18 protein-coding genes are annotated in these 17,116 nt (G+C 72.5%); 9 read left to right on the forward strand and 9 right to left on the reverse strand.

Annotated elements, in window-relative coordinates; all coding sequences use genetic code 11:
- The first annotated feature begins 45 nt into the window (after positions 1-45).
- A complete protein-coding gene (locus AMK31_RS04255; protein ID WP_073939011.1) occupies positions 46-792 on the forward strand; it encodes an SDR family oxidoreductase in 747 nt (248 codons plus the stop codon).
- A gap of 16 nt (positions 793-808) precedes the next feature.
- On the opposite strand, the gene AMK31_RS04260 is transcribed toward AMK31_RS04255, so the two are convergent.
- On the reverse strand, positions 809-1,027 hold the full coding sequence (locus AMK31_RS04260; protein ID WP_073939012.1) for a hypothetical protein: 219 nt from the start codon (positions 1,025-1,027) through the stop codon (positions 809-811).
- 42 nt (positions 1,028-1,069) lie between these two features.
- A complete protein-coding gene (locus tag AMK31_RS04265) occupies positions 1,070-2,590 on the reverse strand; it encodes an IucA/IucC family protein (RefSeq protein WP_073939013.1) in 1,521 nt (506 codons plus the stop codon).
- Between the two features lie 145 nt (positions 2,591-2,735).
- Here AMK31_RS04265 and AMK31_RS04270 point away from each other — a divergent pair, with 145 nt between their 5' ends.
- Genes AMK31_RS04270 through AMK31_RS04280 form a run of 3 tightly spaced genes read left to right on the forward strand, consistent with a single transcriptional unit; the run spans position 2,736 to position 6,334 of the window.
- Positions 2,736-4,229: an IucA/IucC family protein gene (locus AMK31_RS04270; protein ID WP_073939014.1), complete on the forward strand. Its 1,494-nt coding sequence runs from the start codon at positions 2,736-2,738 to the stop codon at positions 4,227-4,229.
- A 45-nt stretch (positions 4,230-4,274) separates the two neighbouring features.
- On the forward strand, positions 4,275-5,543 hold the full coding sequence (locus tag AMK31_RS04275) for a VWA domain-containing protein (protein ID WP_073939015.1): 1,269 nt from the start codon (positions 4,275-4,277) through the stop codon (positions 5,541-5,543).
- On the forward strand, positions 5,543-6,334 hold the full coding sequence (locus tag AMK31_RS04280; RefSeq protein WP_073939530.1) for a hypothetical protein: 792 nt from the start codon (positions 5,543-5,545) through the stop codon (positions 6,332-6,334). Before AMK31_RS04275 ends, AMK31_RS04280 begins: the two co-directional genes overlap by 1 nt.
- Positions 6,335-6,401: 67 nt before the next feature.
- Here the strand turns inward: AMK31_RS04280 and AMK31_RS04285 are convergent, their stop codons facing one another.
- Positions 6,402-7,025, reverse strand: a complete 624-nt coding sequence (locus tag AMK31_RS04285; RefSeq protein ID WP_073939016.1) for a winged helix-turn-helix transcriptional regulator — start codon at positions 7,023-7,025, stop codon at positions 6,402-6,404.
- Between the two features lie 82 nt (positions 7,026-7,107).
- Here AMK31_RS04285 and AMK31_RS04290 point away from each other — a divergent pair, with 82 nt between their 5' ends.
- Genes AMK31_RS04290 through AMK31_RS04310 form a run of 5 tightly spaced genes read left to right on the forward strand, consistent with a single transcriptional unit; the run spans position 7,108 to position 10,705 of the window.
- The gene (locus AMK31_RS04290) at positions 7,108-8,316 is read left to right on the forward strand and encodes a pyridoxal phosphate-dependent aminotransferase (RefSeq protein ID WP_073939017.1); all 1,209 of its coding nucleotides are present in this window, start codon (positions 7,108-7,110) and stop codon (positions 8,314-8,316) included.
- Between the two features lie 20 nt (positions 8,317-8,336).
- Positions 8,337-8,936 carry a histidine phosphatase family protein gene (locus tag AMK31_RS04295; protein WP_073939018.1) on the forward strand — a complete coding sequence of 200 codons (600 nt, stop codon included), beginning with the start codon at positions 8,337-8,339 and terminating at the stop codon, positions 8,934-8,936.
- Positions 8,937-8,982: 46 nt separating this feature from the next.
- Positions 8,983-9,612: a hypothetical protein gene (locus AMK31_RS04300; protein ID WP_073939019.1), complete on the forward strand. Its 630-nt coding sequence runs from the start codon at positions 8,983-8,985 to the stop codon at positions 9,610-9,612.
- A 53-nt stretch (positions 9,613-9,665) separates the two neighbouring features.
- Positions 9,666-10,088, forward strand: a complete 423-nt coding sequence (locus AMK31_RS04305; protein ID WP_073939532.1) for an acyl-CoA thioesterase — start codon at positions 9,666-9,668, stop codon at positions 10,086-10,088.
- A 5-nt stretch (positions 10,089-10,093) separates the two neighbouring features.
- Complete coding sequence (locus AMK31_RS04310; RefSeq protein ID WP_073939020.1) at positions 10,094-10,705, forward strand: 3'-5' exonuclease; 612 nt, start codon at positions 10,094-10,096, stop codon at positions 10,703-10,705.
- Here the strand turns inward: AMK31_RS04310 and AMK31_RS04315 are convergent.
- The 6 genes from AMK31_RS04315 to uraD all read right to left on the reverse strand — a co-directional run bounded on the left by AMK31_RS04315 (position 10,668) and on the right by uraD (position 17,116).
- Entirely contained in the window at positions 10,668-12,083 is a 1,416-nt protein-coding gene (locus AMK31_RS04315; RefSeq protein WP_073939531.1) for a nucleobase:cation symporter-2 family protein, read from the reverse strand. The two genes, AMK31_RS04310 and AMK31_RS04315, sit on opposite strands and share 38 nt — an antisense overlap.
- A 255-nt stretch (positions 12,084-12,338) precedes the next feature.
- Positions 12,339-13,724, reverse strand: coding sequence for an 8-oxoguanine deaminase (locus AMK31_RS04320; protein ID WP_073939021.1), 1,386 nt, complete (start codon positions 13,722-13,724; stop codon positions 12,339-12,341).
- 69 nt (positions 13,725-13,793) lie between these two features.
- On the reverse strand, positions 13,794-15,206 hold the full coding sequence (locus AMK31_RS04325; RefSeq protein WP_073939022.1) for a nucleobase:cation symporter-2 family protein: 1,413 nt from the start codon (positions 15,204-15,206) through the stop codon (positions 13,794-13,796).
- 64 nt (positions 15,207-15,270) lie between these two features.
- A complete protein-coding gene (gene pucL / locus AMK31_RS04330; RefSeq protein WP_073939023.1) occupies positions 15,271-16,194 on the reverse strand; it encodes a factor-independent urate hydroxylase in 924 nt (307 codons plus the stop codon).
- Positions 16,195-16,200: 6 nt separating this feature from the next.
- Entirely contained in the window at positions 16,201-16,596 is a 396-nt protein-coding gene (uraH, locus tag AMK31_RS04335) for a hydroxyisourate hydrolase (protein WP_073939024.1), read from the reverse strand.
- A gap of 4 nt (positions 16,597-16,600) precedes the next feature.
- Positions 16,601-17,116, reverse strand: coding sequence for a 2-oxo-4-hydroxy-4-carboxy-5-ureidoimidazoline decarboxylase (uraD, locus tag AMK31_RS04340; protein WP_073939025.1), 516 nt, complete (start codon positions 17,114-17,116; stop codon positions 16,601-16,603).

Raw genomic sequence — 17,116 nt, forward strand, 5'->3', positions numbered from 1 at the left:
CTCCGTCGGTGACCGACCTCCGGTGCGCGAAGGGAAGGCCTCACCATGAAGATCACCGTCATCGGCGGCACCGGCCTCATCGGCTCCCAGCTCGTCTCCCGGCTTCAGGACGCGGGCCACGACGTGGTCTCCGCGTCGTTGTCCTCGGGAGTCGACCTGCTCACCGGCGCCGGACTCGACGAGGCGCTCGCCGACGCCCACACGGTCGTCAACGTCACCAACTCGCCGACCTTCGACGAGCAGTCCCCCGCGTTCTTCCGCACCAGCATGGACAACCTGCTGGCCGCGGGCGAGCGCGCCGGAGTGAGCCACCAGGTCGTCCTGTCGATCGTCGGCGTGGACCAGGTCCCCGAGCTGGACTACTACCGCGCGAAGACGCTCCAGGAGGAACTGCTGCGCAAAGGGCCCACCCCGTACTCGATCGTGCGCGCCACCCAGTTCTTCGAGTTCATGGACGCCGTGCTGTCCTGGACCTCCGACGCCGAAACCGTCCGCCTGCCCGCCACCCCGGTGCAGCCGATCGCGTCCGCCGACGTGGTCGAGGCCCTCGCCGACGTGGCCGGCGCGGAGCCCCGCAACGGCATCCTCGAGGTCGCCGGACCCGACGTCCTCCCGCTGGACGAGATCGGCCGGATCACCCTGGCCGCCCGCGGTGACGGCCGCGCCGTCGTCACCGACGACCAGGCCGGCATGTTCGCCGCCGTCCGGGGCGACGTCCTCGTCGCGGGCCCCGACGCCCGCCTGGCGCCCACCCGCTACCAGGACTGGCTGAGCGCCCGGCTCGGCGGCTGAGCCCCGCCTCGCGGGATCAGCCGAGTCTCCACAGGGCCAGGCGGTAGTCCAGGGACTCGGCCGGCAACGCGCCGTCGGGGCTGAAGGCCAGGGCGGTACACAGGGCCTGGTCCGACGCGGCCGGCCCCATGGCCTCCGCCGCCCCCTCAACCCTCTCGTCCAGCGCCCGGACGGGGTTCCAGGTGGCGGTGGACCAGACGTGGACCGGCCCGCCCCGCTCGGGGGAGCCTGTCACACCGGCGTGAGCAAGTGCCCTGCGGAGCAGCTGGGTTGGCGGTCAGCCCGTGGACAGCGGGTTGGGCAGCGGCAGGTAGCGGGCGTCGGCGCCGTCCGCGCCGGTCCAGCGCAGCAGCAGGTTGGTCTTGGCGGGCAGGGCGGGCGCGGTGAGCAGGCCGGCGATCTCGGGCAGGTCGTGCCGGGCCAGTTCGCGGCGGACGGCGGGCCACGGGTCCAGCCCCGGGTGGCGTTCGGCGAGCGCGTCGGCCAGCTCCAGCAGGTGGTTGACGACCAGGCAGTACACCAGCCGTTCCCAGCCGGCCGCGCGGTCCACGTCGGTCAGCAGTTTCACGCCCTCGGCGTCCCGGAACAGCGCCTGCACCGGCATGCCGTCGTCGTCGCAGGCGATCAGGCAGTTCTGCAGATGGGCCTCCAGGACGACGCCGTGGCCGGCGAAGGCGGCCAGGGCGGGCGGGACGACCTGGGCGAGGTAGGCCTCCCACCAGGCGGCGGGGTCGGCGAGGCCGTCGAGCGGGCTGCCCGCGAAGCCCTCGACGAGTCCGGCGGCGAGGCAGGGCGTGGCGCCGGGCAGGACGTGGTCGCGCAGTCCGTCGCGGACCAGGACGGCGAGTTCCTCGAAGGCGAATCCGGCGGTGCGGTAGCCGCGGTCGGAGAGCCAGGCGGCGGGCCCGTCGAGGGCGGCGAAGGCGGTGCGGACGGCGGTGTCGGTGCGGGTCAGCCTCAGCAGGTCGTGCCGCCACAGCCGGCGGATGTCGTTGGTGACGCGCACGTCGAGGCTGAACTTCAGGAAGAGGTCGCGTCCGGGGACGTGGACGGTGCGGATCGCGGCCGTCGGCCAGGTGTCGAACGCGGTGGTGCCGAGCCGGATCAGCCGGCCGTCGGCGAAGGCCGCGGTGAGCGCCGCGCCGGCCAGTTCCAGCTGCCAGGGGTGCGCGGGCAGCAGCCGGTAGCCGGGCGGGGCCTCGCCGAGGGCGTCCAGCGCCGACGGGTCGCCCTCCTCGACGACGCAGTCCTCGCGCACGCCGAGCAGGGTGAGCGGGAAGCGGGCGTGCGCCTCGGGCGCGTACGGCAGCCAGCCGGCGGCCGGTCCCCCGCCGCGCGCCTTGGGTGCCGGGTGGTGCGGGTGGCCGGTGATCAGGCACTGCTCGGAGCGCGCGTACGGGTCGGTGGGGGTGCTCGCGTGGGCGCGCGCGGTGAGCAGGGCGGCGACCGCGTCGCGGCTGTCGGCCATCTCGGCGGGCAGTTCGTGGTTGGGCCGGCCGGTGTGCCGGCGCAGTTCCTCGGAGACGAGCTCGACCAGTCCGGGGTGGTCGAGGCGGTGCCAGCCGCCGTCCGTGCGCACCTCGGGCGCGGCGGGCCGCCGGCCGCCGCGCACCCGCAGCAGCTTTCCGCAGCCCGGCAGCCGGTGGACGCCCGCCCGGCCCGCGACGGGCCGGGCGACCTCCCGCAGCAGGCAGTTGAGCAGCGGCGCGGCCGCGTACGCGTCGGCGCGGGCGGCGACGTCGTGCGGGGCTGCGGAGTCGCCGCCGGCGGGCGGGGGCATGAGGTCCACGCGATCCACTCGTTCCTACGGTCTTGCGAGGGTTTCCAGTTTCCGTGCCTCTCGCGGAGTTCCCTACGGTTCTCCCGGAGACGATCAGTATCGCCGCCGTCACGCCCCGCCGTGACCCGCTCCCGCTCGCCCTATCCGTACGGAGGACCCGACCGTGCACCGTTCCCCCACCGCCGAGGCCGAGGTCGCCGGTGAGCTCGCCGCCCTGCGCCCGGACCTGGCAGCGCGGTACGCGGCCGAACTGCCCGGCGCCCGGGCGGCCGTGCTGACCCGCCTGTGGCGGGCGCTGACGCACGAGCCGCTGCCGTGGATCGAACGCCGGGAGGCGGCCGGGGACGGCGCGGTGCTGCGGCTGCGCGACGGCCGCCGGGTGCACGGCCCGGCGCCGGACCCGTACGCGACCGGCGCGTACGTCACCGCCGTACGGCTCGACGAGGTGGTGTACGAGGACCCGGCACGGCTGATGGCGGACCTGGCGGTGCCGCACGGCACGGAGTTCGCCCGGGAACTCGGGCACAGTGTGGCCTCGATGGCGCTGTCCCGGGCCGGGCAGCCGGCCGGGGAGCGGGCGTGGCCGGCGCGGGACTGGGAGTGGGAGCAGCGGGTGGTGGACGGGCACCCGTACCACCCGGGCTGCCGGTCCCGGCCCGGTTTCTCGGTGGCCGAGCAGCTGGCGTACGCGCCCGAGCACCGGCCGGTGGTGGGGCTGGGCCTGCTGCCGGTGCCGGGTGAGGCGTGCCTGGTGACCGGGGACTGGCCGGCGGATCTGCGGGACGGGGGCCGGGTGCTGGTGCCGGTGCATCCGTGGCAGGCGGCGCATGTGCTGAAGCGGCCGGCCGGGGAACGGCTCGCGGGGCATCCGCTGATGTCCCTGCGCACCCTCGCGCTGCCGGGCGGGCCGCATGTGAAGACCGCGCTGAGCGCCCGGCTGACGTCGTCGGTGCGGGACATCTCCGTGGGGTCGGTGGCCGCCGCGACGGCGCTGTCGGCCCTCGCGGAGGAACTGGCGGACGAACGGCTGCACTTCACGCGCACACTGGGCGCGGTCACGGACGGCTCGCCCGAACTCGCGGCGGTGCTGCGGGAGTCACCCGAGGTGTACGCGGGGGCGGGTGAGCGGGTGGTGCCGGTGGCCGCTCTGCCCGGCACCGGGCTGCCCGGGGAGCCGGGCTGGGCGGCGGAGTTCGCGCGGCTCGCGCTGACCGCCGGGCTGCGGCTGCTGGAGCGGGGGGTGGCGTTGGAGGCGCACGGCCAGAACCTGCTGGTGGTCCTGTCGGCGACCGGTGCCCCGCTGCGGCTGGTCTACCGCGATCTCGCCGACATCCGGGTAAGCCCGGCCCGCCTCGCCCGGCACGGCATCCGGCCGCGTGTGCTGCCGGAACTGCCGGCGCGTGTCCTCACCGACGAGGTGACGGCGCTGCGGCGGAAGACGTTCGGTTCGCTGGTGGGCGGCGCACTCGCCGGGGTGACGGGTTCGGCGGCGGCGCTGCGGGCCGCGCTGGAGGCCGTCGTACGGGATCTGCCGGACACGCCCGATCTCGCGGCGCTGACCGGGGAGCCGCTGCCGGTGAAGGCGCTGACGCTGATGCGGCTGTCGCCGGGGACGCCCGGGGACCAGTGGACCCGGCTGCCCAATCCTCTGGTGTGACGGTCCGTTTTGGTGGACACCCCGCTCGGTCCATAAGATCCGCCGATGATCACAAGAAGACGGCTGGCGGCAGGGGCCGGTGCCCTGTCCGCCGCGCTGGCGGTGGGGCTCTCCCTGCCGTCCACGGCGCTCGCCGACGAGACCACGGCCGGACAGCCCAAGGTCAACCTCCTTCTGGACGTGAGCGGTTCGATGCGCGCCCGCGACATCGACGGCCAGTCCCGGATGGCCGCGGCCAAGCAGGCGTTCAACGAGGTGCTGGACGCCACTCCGGAGGACGTCCGGCTCGGCATCCGCACGCTGGGCGCGAACTACCCCGGCGACGACCGCAAGAAGGGCTGCCGGGACACCGCGCAGCTCTACCCGGTCGGCCCGCTGGACCGCACCGAGGCCAAGACGGCCGTCGCCACCCTGGTGCCGACCGGCTGGACGCCGATCGGTCCGGCGCTGCTGAAGGCGGCCGACGACCTGGACGGCGGCACCGGCTCCAAGCGGATCGTGCTGATCAGCGACGGTGAGGACACCTGCGCCCCGCTCGACCCGTGCGAGGTCGCCCGCGAGATCGCGGCCAAGGGCATCGGGCTGACCATCGACACCCTCGGTCTGGTGCCCAACACGAAGATGCGGCAGCAGCTCAGCTGTATCGCGGAGGCGACCGGCGGCACCTACACCTCGGTCGAGCACACCGACGATCTCGCCGACCGGGTCAACCAGTTGGTGGACCGGGCGGCGGACCCGGTGGTGACCCCGGTGGTCACCCAGGGCGGCTCGGAGTGCGCCAAGGCGCCGACCCTCGAGTCCGGTCTGTACACCGACCGCGAGGAGTTCGGGCAGCAGCGCTGGTACCGGGTCGACCTGCGGCCGGGCCAGGAGCTGCGCGCCTCGGTGAGCGTGTCCGCGGACCGCGCGGTGAACCCCGGCTACGGGGTGCTGCTGCGGGCCGTCACGGTGCACGAACGCGAGATAGTGCGCGGCGAGGCGGCGGGCGACGGCCGTACGGACGTGATCTCGACGGGCCTGCGCTACCCCAAGCCGGAGACCGACGAGGACGAGGACGACGCCTCCGTCGAGACCGTGTGCCTCCAGGTGGCCAACTCCTTCTCGCCGGCCTCCGGCGTCAAGACCACGCCCGGCCTCCCGCTGGAGCTGACCCTCGACGTGGTGGACGGGCCGAGCGAGTCGGACGACGTGGCCGCCTTCGGTCTGGGACGCGGCTGGTGGCTGCTGGGCGCGCTGATCGTCGCCGGGTTCCTCGCCGGTGTGGTGTGGGGCTGGGTGTCGCGCTGGCGGATCGCGGTCTGGAGGACCAACTGATGCGTATCCCGCGTTTCTCCAAGGTGTTCGGTACGGCGCTGCTCCTGCTGGGCCTGGCCGTGGCTCCCGCGGCCGCGGACGGCACCGACGCCGGGGACGCGCCCACCGAGGCGGGCACGTCCTTCCGTACGGCCACCGAGATCGACCAGGGGCAGACCGCGACGGCGGACGCCTCCGCGGGCGACTACCTGTACTGGTCGTTCCCGGCGGACGCGGAGCAGCGGCCGACGGTCCGGGCGACGGTGAAGCTGCCCAAGACGCACGCCGCCGAGACCTGGCAGATCGACGTGTACGACGGTCTGCGCCGCCGTCAGGCCTGCCAGTGGGGCGCGCAGACCCGCACCGCCGCGGCGGACGCGGGCAGCGTGGAACTGGCCTGTGTGCTGCGCACGGTGCGGGCCTGGTCGGAGCCGTGGGCGAACGACCCGCTGCCGGGCACGTACTACGTCCGGCTGACCGCCGTCGGCCTGCCCACCGGGGACCTGGGGCTGCCGGTCGGCGCCGAACTGCGGGTGGATTCCAAGGACATGGGCGGCGCGGCGGCGGTGGACGGCCGGCTGGCCGAGCCGCTGGTGCCGGGCAGCGCGGTGGCGGCCGCGGAGCCGGACGAGGACGCGTCGTCGGCGGTGCTCTCGAGCATCGAGCCGGAGGACGGCTGGGCCTCCGGCTGGTGGTCCGACCGCTGGGTGTGGACGGCGGTGGGCGGTGTGCTCGCGGCACTGGCCGGGATCGGCGGGTACGCGCTGACGCGCGGCTCGGGGCGTCCGTCCCGGGTTCCGCCGAACGCGTGACCCCCTGAACACCCCTGGGAAGGCCCGCCCCCGCGCGGGCCTTTCTCGTCTCTCGTTCCCTCGGGTCTCATTCCCTCAGGGCTTTGGCGATCGCCCCGTCGCCGGTCACGGTGACCCGCCCGTCCCGCACCGCGTCGGCCAGGGCGGCCTCGCCGCGCGCGACGGCCGTGCAGGTGCCGACGTCCAGGACGAGCCTCGCGTCGGGCTCGCCGGGGGCGGGGCCGTCGCCGTAGAGGGGACCGTCCTCGGCGCCGACGTACAGATGGAACTCCCCCTCGTCGAGGCGGACTTCGACGACACCCTGGCCCTCCAGCCCGCGCAGCAGCGGCAGCGCGAACCAGTGGGCGCGCACCGCGTCGGTGGGCCGCCGCTCGCCCAGCTCGGCCTGCCCCCACGCGCCGACGGCCTGGAGCACCGGCAGCAACTCGCGTCCGCGCGGGGTGAGTTCGTAGACGTAGGCCGCGCCGGGCGGCGGCAGCCGGCGCCTGGTGGTCAGCCCGTCGCGCTCCATGTCCTTCAGCCGCGAGGCGAGGACGTCCGTGCTGACGCCCGGCAGGTCCGCGTGCAGGTCGGTGTAGCGTCGCGGGCCGGCCAGCAGCTCACGGACGATCAGCAGGGTCCAGCGGTCGCCGATGACGTCGAGCGCGCGGGCGGCGGAACAGTACTGGTCGTAGCTTCGGCGAGGTGGCATGCGACGCAGTCTAGACATGTTGTTGGACTTTCCAAGCGACTACTTGGTAAAACCAAGTGACACTGGTTACCTGGAGGGGCGCATGGAGTTCCGGCAGTCGAGCAAGCTCAGCGAGGTCTGTTACGAGATCCGCGGCCCGGTCATCGAGCAGGCCAACGCGCTGGAGGAGGCCGGGCACAGCGTGCTGCGCCTCAACACCGGCAACCCGGCCCTGTTCGGCTTCGAGGCGCCGGAGGAGATCCTCCAGGACATGATCCGGATGCTGCCGCGGGCGCACGGCTACACCGACTCGCGCGGCGTCCTCTCCGCCCGCCGCGCGGTCGCCCAGCGCTACCAGACGCTCGGCCTGGAGGTGGACGTCGACGACGTGTTCCTCGGCAACGGCGTGTCGGAGCTGGTCTCCATGGCCGTCCAGGCGCTGCTCGAGGACGGCGACGAGGTCCTCATCCCCGCCCCCGACTTCCCCCTCTGGACGGCGGTGACGACCCTCGCGGGCGGCAAGGCTGTCCACTACCTGTGCGACGAGCAGGCCGAGTGGTACCCCGACCTGGCCGACATGGAGTCGAAGATCACCGACCGGACCAAGGCGGTCGTGATCATCAACCCGAACAACCCGACCGGCGCGGTCTACCCGAAGGAGATCGTCGAGGGCATCCTCGACCTGGCCCGGCGGCACGGCCTGATGGTCCTCGCCGACGAGATCTACGACCAGATCCTCTACGACGACGCCGTCCACCACTCGGCCGCCGCCCTCGCCCCCGACCTGGTGGTGCTGACCTTCTGCGGCCTGTCGAAGACGTACCGGGTGGCGGGATTCCGCTCCGGCTGGCTGGTGGTGACGGGCCCCAAGCAGCACGCGCGCGACTACCTGGAGGGCCTGACCATGCTGGCCTCCATGCGGCTGTGCGCCAACGCGCCCGCCCAGTACGCCATCCAGGCCGCGCTCGGCGGCCGGCAGTCCATCGCCGACCTCACCGCACCCGGCGGGCGCCTGCACGAACAGCGCAATGTGGCCTGGGAGAAGCTGAACGAGATCCCCGGCGTGTCGTGCGTGAAGCCGAAGGGCGCGCTGTACGCCTTCCCCCGCATCGACCCCAAGGTGCACCCGATCCACGACGACGAGAAGTTCGTCCTGGACCTGCTGCTCCGCGAGAAGATCCAGGTCGTCCAGGGCACCGGCTTCAACTGGCCCGCCCCCGACCACTTCCGCATCCTCACCCTCCCCCACGCGGACGACCTGGAGGCGGCGATCGGACGGATCGGACGGTTCCTGAGCGGATACCGGCAGTAGGCCCCACGTAACCTGGCCGCATGGGTGATCTCTTCCTCGTGCGGCACGGTGAGACCGAGTGGTCCCGGTCCGGACGGCACACCGGATCGACGGACGTCCCGCTGACCGAGCACGGCCGGGAGGAGGCGCGGCGGCTGGTGCCGCTGATCCGCTCCCACCGGATCGGGGCCGCGTTCGTCAGCCCCTTGCAGCGGGCGCGCGAGACCGCGGAGCTCATCGGGTTGCAGGAGGTGCGGGTGGACGCCGATCTGCGGGAGTGGGACTACGGGGCCTACGAGGGCGTCACCACCGTCGAGATCCAGCGCGAGCGGCCCGGCTGGTTCCTGTTCCGGGACGGGGTCGCGCCGGGGCCCGCGGCGCGGCCCGGGGAGACGCCGGAGCAGATCGGGGAGCGGGCCGACCGGATGCTGGGCAAGGTGGACGCGGCACTCGCCAACACCGAGGGCGCCGTGGTGCTGGTCGCGCACGGGCACATCCTGCGGGTGCTGACCGCGCGGCGGCTCGGTTTGCCGCCGCACGACGGGGCGCTGTTCCAGCTGGCCACGGGAGCGCTGTGCCGGCTGGGCACGGAGCACGGGCGGCCGGTGATCGCCGGCTGGAATGTCAGACCCCCGTCGTAGCCTTCGAGGCGATGGGTCCTGACCCGCCGCCGGGAAGGAGCACGCCGTGACCCGACCGCCCACCGCCGCGCAGCGGCGTGTCGTCGACGCCGCCGATCCGGTCACCGGACGGCTGAAGGGAACCGAGGCGCAGCTCGCCGCACTGGTGAAGCGGGGGCTCGCCTTCCGGCATCCCCGGCCGCCGCACGACCACTTCCTCACCCCGGCCGGACACCGGCTGCGGGAGGCCGAGCCCACGGCGCCTCCCCCGCCGCCCGCGCCCGCCGAACGCACCGGCGTCTTCGCCGCCCGTCTAGGTGGTGAGGAGGACGTGCCTGCATCGGGCCCGGCCCGGGTCCGCGAGGTGCACAGTGCCTGGCAGGGTCTGCTGGAGCTGCGCCGGATGACCAACCCGGACGGTGCCACGGACCGGCCGTGCGGCTGGGAGCGGACACATCTGGTGCAGGCCGCCGCGCTCGCCCTGGAGGCCGCCGGACACCGGCCGGAGGGACCCGGCTCACCGGGGTACCGGGTGCGCGCCACCCCGCAGCCGGAGGCCGTCGCCGTGCACGAACCGGACACCGAGGCGCTGCGGGCCTGCGCGGCCACGCTGGAGGGGGCGGGCTGGCAGGCCGGCGAGCACACGGAGCCGCGGACCCGGGCGCGCTATCTGCTGGCCTCCCCTCGGCGGGCGTGAGACCCGCGCATGCCAAGATCGGACGAAGCAACCGCCGACCGACAGGGGACATGGTGAGCACGCCGTTTTCCGTACCGGTGACCGTCCGCGGGTACGAGACCGACACCCAGGGCCACCTCAACCAGGCCGTCTACCTCAACTACGCCGAACACGCCCGCTGGTCCCTGCTCCAGGCGGCCGGCATCCGCCAGGCCGCCCTCCAGGCGAAGGGCGTGGGACCGGTGGCGCTGGAGACGACCATCCGCTACCTGCGGGAGCTGCTGGCGGGCGACGAGGTCGAGGTGACCTGCGAGTTCGTGTGGGGAGACGGCAAGACGTTCCGGATCCGCCAGCACATCGTGAAGGCCGACGGCACGGTCGCCGCGGAGATCGAGGCGGTCGGCGGCCTGCTCGACCTGAAGGAGCGACGGCTGCTCCCCGATCCGCGCGAACGCTTCAAGGAACTGGCCGCGGATCCCGCGGTGTTCGGGCTCTGAGCCCCATGGCGACACGACACGTCAAGCCGAGCCTGTACATCTCGGTCGACATCGAGGCGGACGGCCCGATCCCAGGGCCGTACTCCATGCTGAGCCTGGGGGCGGCGGTCGCCGGTGTGCAGGACGCCGACGGGTTCACCGCGGCCGATCCCGAGCGGCGCACGTTCTATCGCGAACTGCGGCCGATCAGCGACGAGTTCGTGCCCGAGGCGCTCACGGTGAGCGGGCTGGACCGCGACCGGCTGCGCGCGGAGGGCCTGGACCCGGCCCTCGCGCTCGCCCAGTTCGTCCGCTGGGTGCGCGAGGTGGGCGCCGAGGCGGGCGCCCAGCCGGTGATGTGCGGCTACCCGGCGTCGTACGACTGGACGTTCCTGTACTGGTACCTGATCCGCTTCACCGGCGAGAGCCCCTTCGGGCACTCCGGCTGCCTGGACATGAAGACGCTGTACGCGACGAAGGCCGGCGTCCCGCTGCGGGCCGTCGCCAAGCGCTCCATGCCTCCCGAAACGCTGCCACGGCGCCGCCATACACATCACGCACTGGACGACGCCGTGGAGCAGGCGGAACTGTTGATCAACCTCATGAAGTGGCCGGGGCCCGGGTCGTCGCCCCGGTGATCTCCTCTCCCGCTTCCATCGGGTGGGTGACGTCCTGGGCGTCGCGGCCCTTGCCGAGGTGGTTGAAGACGAAGTTCAGCAGGACGGCGGCGACACAGCCGGTCGAGATGCCGGAGTCCAGGACGATCTTCGCGGTCTCCGGGAAGGCGTGGTAGAACTCCGGCGCGGTGATCGGGATGATGCCGACGGCCAGGGAGACCGCCACGATCAGCACGTTGTTGTCCTTGTCCAGGCCGGCCCGCACCAGGGTCTGGATGCCGCTCGCGGCGACCGAGCCGAACAGGACGACGCCCGCGCCGCCGAGGACCGGGCGGGGCACGACGGCGATGAGCGAGGCGGCGACCGGGCACAGGCCCATCAGCACCAGGAAGCCACCGCCCGCGGCGACGACGAACCGGCTGCGGATCCGGGTCATCGCGACGAGGCCGATGTTCTGTGCGAAGGCGCTGCACATGAAGCCGTTGAAGACGGGGCTGATGGCGGAGCCGAGGGTGTCGGCGCGCAGCCCGGCGGCGATGGTCCTCTCGTCGGCCGGGCGGTCGACGATCTCGCCGAGCGCGAGCATGTCGGCGGTCGACTCGGTCATCGAGACGACCATCACCACGCACATGGAGAGGATGGCGGCGAGCTGGAACTGCGGGGCGCCGAAGTGGAACGGCGTCGGGAAGCCGACGATGTCCGCGTCGGCGACGGGGCTGAAGTCGGTCACGCCGAGCGGGATCGCCACCAGCGTGCCGGCGACCAGGCCGAGCAGCACGGCGATCTGCTTGACGAAGCCGCGGGTGAAGCGGCGCAGCAGCAGCACGATCACCAGGGTCGCGCCGGCCAGGCCCAGGTTGGTGACGGAGCCGAAGTCGTCGGCGGTGGGGCTGGATCCCTGGGCCCAGCCGAAGGCGACCGGGAGCAGCGAGATGCCGATCAGGGTGATCACGGTGCCGGTGACGACCGGCGGGAAGAACCGGACCGCCTTGCTGAAGAAGGGGGCGGCGAGGAAGCCGAGGAGGCCCGCGACGATCACCGCGCCGAAGATGATCGGCAGGGCGTCGGACTTGTCGTCGGTGGCGGCGACGATCGCGGTCATGGGGGCGACACCGGCGAAGGTGACGCCGTTGACGAAGGGGAGCCGGGCGCCGATCTTCCAGATGCCCAGGGTCTGCAGGAAGGTGGCGAGGCCCGCGGTGAACAGGCAGGCGCCGGTGAGGAAGGTCAGTTCGGTGCCGGAGAGGCCGATGGCCGCGCCGACGATCAGGGGCGGGGCGACGACTCCCGCGTACATGGCGGCCACGTGCTGCAGGCCGGTGGTCGCCATCTTCAGGGGCGGAAGCTTCTCGTCGACGGGATGCACGCCGGAACGCGCGGTGGGGTCCTCGGGGGACATGGGCGGTACGGCTTCGGGCTGAGCGGCCACGGCGGCTCCTCCGGTCGGGTACACGTCGGCTCTGACGTGGGTGTCAGGGAGGTGGTGCGGTTGTGGTCGTGCGGGACCGTTGGGGGGGTGGCGCTGGGGGGAACGGTGACCGTTCCGGGGCGCGTGCGTCCACACGCGCCCCGGAGACGGCTGCCGTGGATCCCGCTCGGATCCACGGGTCCCGGCCGGGAGCCGTCCCTCTCGGCCGGAGTCTTGTGAAGCGGGTCAGCCCTGTGCGGCGATGCGCGCCAGGCGCTGGGCTTCCTCGCGGGTGGAGCGGGCGACGGCGTCCTCGTCGACGGTGAGCAGGCGGCCGCCCTCGACGATCTGCCGGCCGTTGACGAAGGAGGCGGTCACCGGGGCGGCGGCGCCGAAGACCAGCGCGGTCACCGGGTCGGCGATCGAGGCGTGGGCGAGCGTGTCCATCCTCCACAGCACCACGTCGGCCAGCTTGCCCGGCTCCAGCGAGCCGATCTGCTCGGCGCGGCCGAGGACCTGGGCGCCGCCGAAGGTGCCGAGCCGCAGCGCCTGACGGGCGTTCAGCGCGGCCTCGCGGTGCGTGCCCAGGCGGTTGATCAGCAGGGCGTTGCGCAGTTCGGTGTGGAGTTCACCGGACTCGTTGGAGGCGGTGCCGTCGACACCGAGGCCGACCGGGACGCCCGACCTCAGCATGTCGGGGACGCGGGCGATGCCCGCGGCGAGGCGGGCGTTGGACGACGGGCAGTGGGCGACGCCGGTCTTCGTGCGGGCGAAGGCGGCGATGTCGGAGTCGGTCATGTGGACGCAGTGCGCCATCCACACGTCCTCGCCGAGCCAGCCGGTGGACTCGAAGTAGTCCGTCGGGCCCATCCCGAACAGCTCGTGGCAGAACTTCTCCTCCTCGACCGTCTCCGAGCCGTGGGTGTGCAGCCGCACGCCGAGCCGGCGGGCCAGCTCGGCGCCCTCCCGCATGAGTTCGGTGGAGACGGAGAACGGCGAGCAGGGGGCGACCGCCACCTGGGTCATGGCGTCGAAGGAGGCGTCGTGGTGCTGCTTGACGGTCTCCTCGGTGGCGGCGAGCGCACCCTCGAGCGTCTCGACGGCGAAGTCCGGCGGCAGGCCGCCGTCCTTCTCGCTGCGGTCCATCGAGCCGCGGGCCAGCGTGAACCGGACGCCCATCTCGGCGGCGGCGCGGATGATCGAGCCGGAGATGTCGCCGGAGCCGTGCGGGAACACGTAGTGGTGGTCCATGGCGGTGGTGACACCGCCGCGGGCCATCATGGCGAGGGATCCCTGCGCGGCCGCGTACGTCATCCGCTCGTCGATGCGCGCCCACGTCGGGTACAGCGCGACCAGCCAGTTGAACAGGTTGTGGTCGGTGGCCAGGCCCCGGGTGATCCACTGGTAGAAGTGGTGGTGGGTGTTGACCAGACCGGGCGTGGCCAGATGGCCGCTCGCGTCGATCCGGCGTACCACGTTCTCCAGCCCCTCGGGGGCCCGGCCCGCTCCGACCGACTCGATGCGGTTGCCGGCGAGCACGAGGTACCCGGAGGCGTACTCGGTGTCGCCCGCGTCCACGGTGGCGATCGCACAGTTCTCGATGACGATGCGCTGGGCTGCCGATGGTGCCATGGCGCTTCCTTGTCTTTCAGTGGCGGCCCGTGAACGGTGAGGTGTCCACGGGGAGGGCACGGCAGGACCCTAGGAGGATTTGAGTGCCGGGGCCGGCCGGCGGCTCCGGGTGCCGAGATGGTGGAAGAACAGGTTGAGGGTGACCGCGACGAGCGCGCCGGCGCTGATGCCGGATCCGAGCACGGTCTGCGCCCAGGCCGGGAAGTCGGCGTAGAAGGTCGGAGCGGCCAGCGGGATGATGCCGGCGCCGAGAGCCACGGCCACCAGGATGATGTTGGAGCTGTCGTCGAGGCCCGCCTCCGACAGGGTGCGGATGCCGCTGACGGCGATCGAGCCGAACAGCACGATACCGGCGCCGCCGAGGACCGGCATGGGGACCAGGGAGACCACCGCGCCGAGGACGGGGAAGGCGCCGAGGACGAGCAGGGTGGCGCCGGCGACGGCGACGACGTAGCGGCTGCGTACCCGGGTGAGGGAGACGACGCCGACGTTCTGAGCGAAGGCGGAGGTGGGGAAGCCTCCGAAGACCGGGCCGATCAGGGTGGCGATGCCGTCGGTGCGCAGGCCGCGGGTGATGGTCCCGGCGTTGGCGCGGCGGTCGCAGATCTCGCCGAGGGCGAGCATGCCGGCGCTCGACTCGGTCATCAGCACGAGCATCACGATGCACAGCGACAGGATCGCCGCGGGCTGGAACTCGGGTGCGCCGAAGGCGAACGGGGCGGGCAGCGCGGCGACGGGCGCCGACTTGAGGGCGCTGAAGTCGGCCATGCCGAAGGGGATGGCGGCCAGGGTGCCGACGAGCAGTCCGAACAGCAGGGCGACCTGCTTGACGAAGCCGCGGCCGAACCGCTGGACGAGCAGGATGACGGCGAGGGTGAACCCGGCGAGCGCCAGGTACCTCATGGCGCCGAAGTCGGCGGCGGTCTTGTCGCCGCCCTGCGCCCAGCTCACCGGGACGGGCATCAGCGTGACGCCGATCAGGGTGATCACCACGCCGGTGACCAGGGGCGGGAAGAAGCGCAGCAGCCGCCCGAAGAACGGGCCGACCGCCAGGCAGAAGACGCCGGCGACCATCACCGCGCCGTAGATCGCGGGGAGTTGGCGGCCCGGGTCGTTGGTCTCGGCGATCGCGAGGATCGGGGCGATGCCGGCGGAGGAGGCCGCGTTGACGAAGGGCAGCCGGTTGCCGACGAAGCCCTTGACGCCGATGGTCTGCAGGATGGTCGCGACACCCGCGATGAGCAGGCTCGCGGCGATCAGCCGGGTGCGGGCCGCGACGTCGAGTCCGCAGGCCTGGCCGATGATGAGCGGAGGAGTGACAACGCCCGCGTACATCGCGGCGATGTGCTGGAGCGCGGCGGGGACGAGCCGCGAGGGGTGGAGCTTCTCGTCCACCGGGTGCACGGACGTGACGGCGTCCTCGGTGTGCACCGGCGGGGTGGAACAAGGGGCTTTCACCGGCCCCTGTGCAGGCTGTGCCATGGTGTTCCCTCCGGTGTGGCGCGCCCCCGGTCCGGGTGGCCGGACCGGGGGCGCGCGTCCCGCGTCAGAGGTTGGTCATGTCGACCGGGATACGGGCCTCGCAGCCGTCCCGCAGGATGGTGGCCTCGATCAGGCCGTAGGGACGGTCCGCGGCGAAGTACACCTCGTTGTCGTTCTTCAGCCCGAACGGCTCCAGGTCCACCAGGAAGTGGTGCTTGTTCGGGAGGGAGAAGCGGACCTCGTCGATCTCGCTGCGGTTGTTGATGATCCGCGAGCCCATCTGGTACAGCGTCTGCTGCAGCGACAGGGAGTACGTCTCGGCGAAGGCCTGGAGCATGTGCTTCTTGACCTGCTCGTAGGACTTCTCCCAGTTGGGCATCTTCTGCTCGTCGTCGGTCCAGTTGAACCGCCAGCGGCCGGAGACCTGGGTGGCCAGGATGCGGTCGTACGCCTCCTGGAGGGTCGTGTACTTGTCCTTGACGTAGCCCCAGAACTCGGAGTTCGTCGAGTTCATCACGACCAGGTCCTTGAGGCCGGAGACGACCTCCCACCGCTCACCGTCGTAGGTGATCTGGGTGACGCGGACCTCCTGGCCCTTGCGGACGAAGGAGTGCTTGACGTCGTCGGCGCCGATGAACTTGCTGTTGGCGTCGGAGGTCTCGATCCGCTCCCAGGCGTACTCCTCGATGCGGATCCGCGCCCGGTGGATCGGCTCCTGGCTGGTGACGAAGTGCCGGGCGAGGTGGATGCCGAACTGCTCGGCGGACTCGATGCCGTACTCCTTGGCGAACGCGAACACCGTGTTCTTGGTGGTGTCGGTCGGGAGCACGTTGGCGTTGGAGCCGGAGTAGTGGACCTCTTCCATGTCGCCGCTGAGCGCCACGGAGACGTTCAGGTCCTTGATGTGGTGGGTGGCGCCGTCCCGCGTGATCTTTACGACTCGGTTCTCGGCCTTGCCGTACTGGTTCTGTCCCAGGATCGTGGGCATTGTCTGCTAGCTCCCTCGGTAAACGGAGTAGCCGAACGGGTTGAGCAGCAGCGGTACGTGGTAGTGCTCGCCCGGTACGACGGCGAAGGTGATCGCCACCTCGGGGAAGAACACCGCGGCACCGCTGTCCCGATTCGCGGGGGCGTCCTGCTGCGCATCGGCTTGCTTCTTCTCGAAGTACGGTTCGACGGCGAAGTCGAGCCGTACGTGGGTCGTCCCCTCCGGCAGGGCCGGAAGGTCCTTGCACCGGCCGTCGGCGTCGGTCGCGCTGCCGCCGAGCGCCTGCCAGTCCGCGTCCCTGCCGGCGCGGGCGGAGAGCCGGACGGCGACGCCCTCGGCGGGGCGGCCGACGGAGGTGTCCAGGATGTGCGTGGACACGGAGGCGGTGGTGCTGGTGCTCATGGTGTCAGGCGTCCTCTTCGACGAGTCGGGCCAGTCGGATGCGGTTGATCTTCCCCAGCTCGGTGCGGACGATCTCCCGCTCCTCCGCCGGCGTGTTCCCGATCCGCTCCTTGACCGCGTCCCGCATCTGCTCGCCGGTCCTGCCGGTGGCGCAGATCAGGAAGACGTGGCCGAACTTCTCCTGGTAGGCCAGGTTCAGTTCGAGCATCTCCGCCTTGAGCGCGTCGGAGGCGCCGGCCATGCCGCGCTGTTCGCGGGCGGAGGTCGGGTCGCCGGGCTTGGGGCGGCCGATCGGCGGGTGCCCGGCCATCGCCTCGGCGAGGTCCGTCTCGGTCAGGTCGGCCATGGCGGCGTCGCTGGCCGCGTACAGGTCCTCGGCCGAGGCGTAGGGTCGGGCGGCGAGCAGCCGCTTGGCCCAGCTCGTGGAGGCACACGCCTCGTGGAGCGCGGCGAAGGCCGCGGACTCCTGAAGAGCGTTGAACCGGGTGAGGCCCGGCGGCGGCGTGGAAGTGGAAGTCAC

Origin of the sequence: Streptomyces sp. TSRI0107, from assembly GCF_001905845.1 — a bacterium.
Taxonomy (GTDB): Bacteria; Actinomycetota; Actinomycetes; order Streptomycetales; family Streptomycetaceae; genus Streptomyces.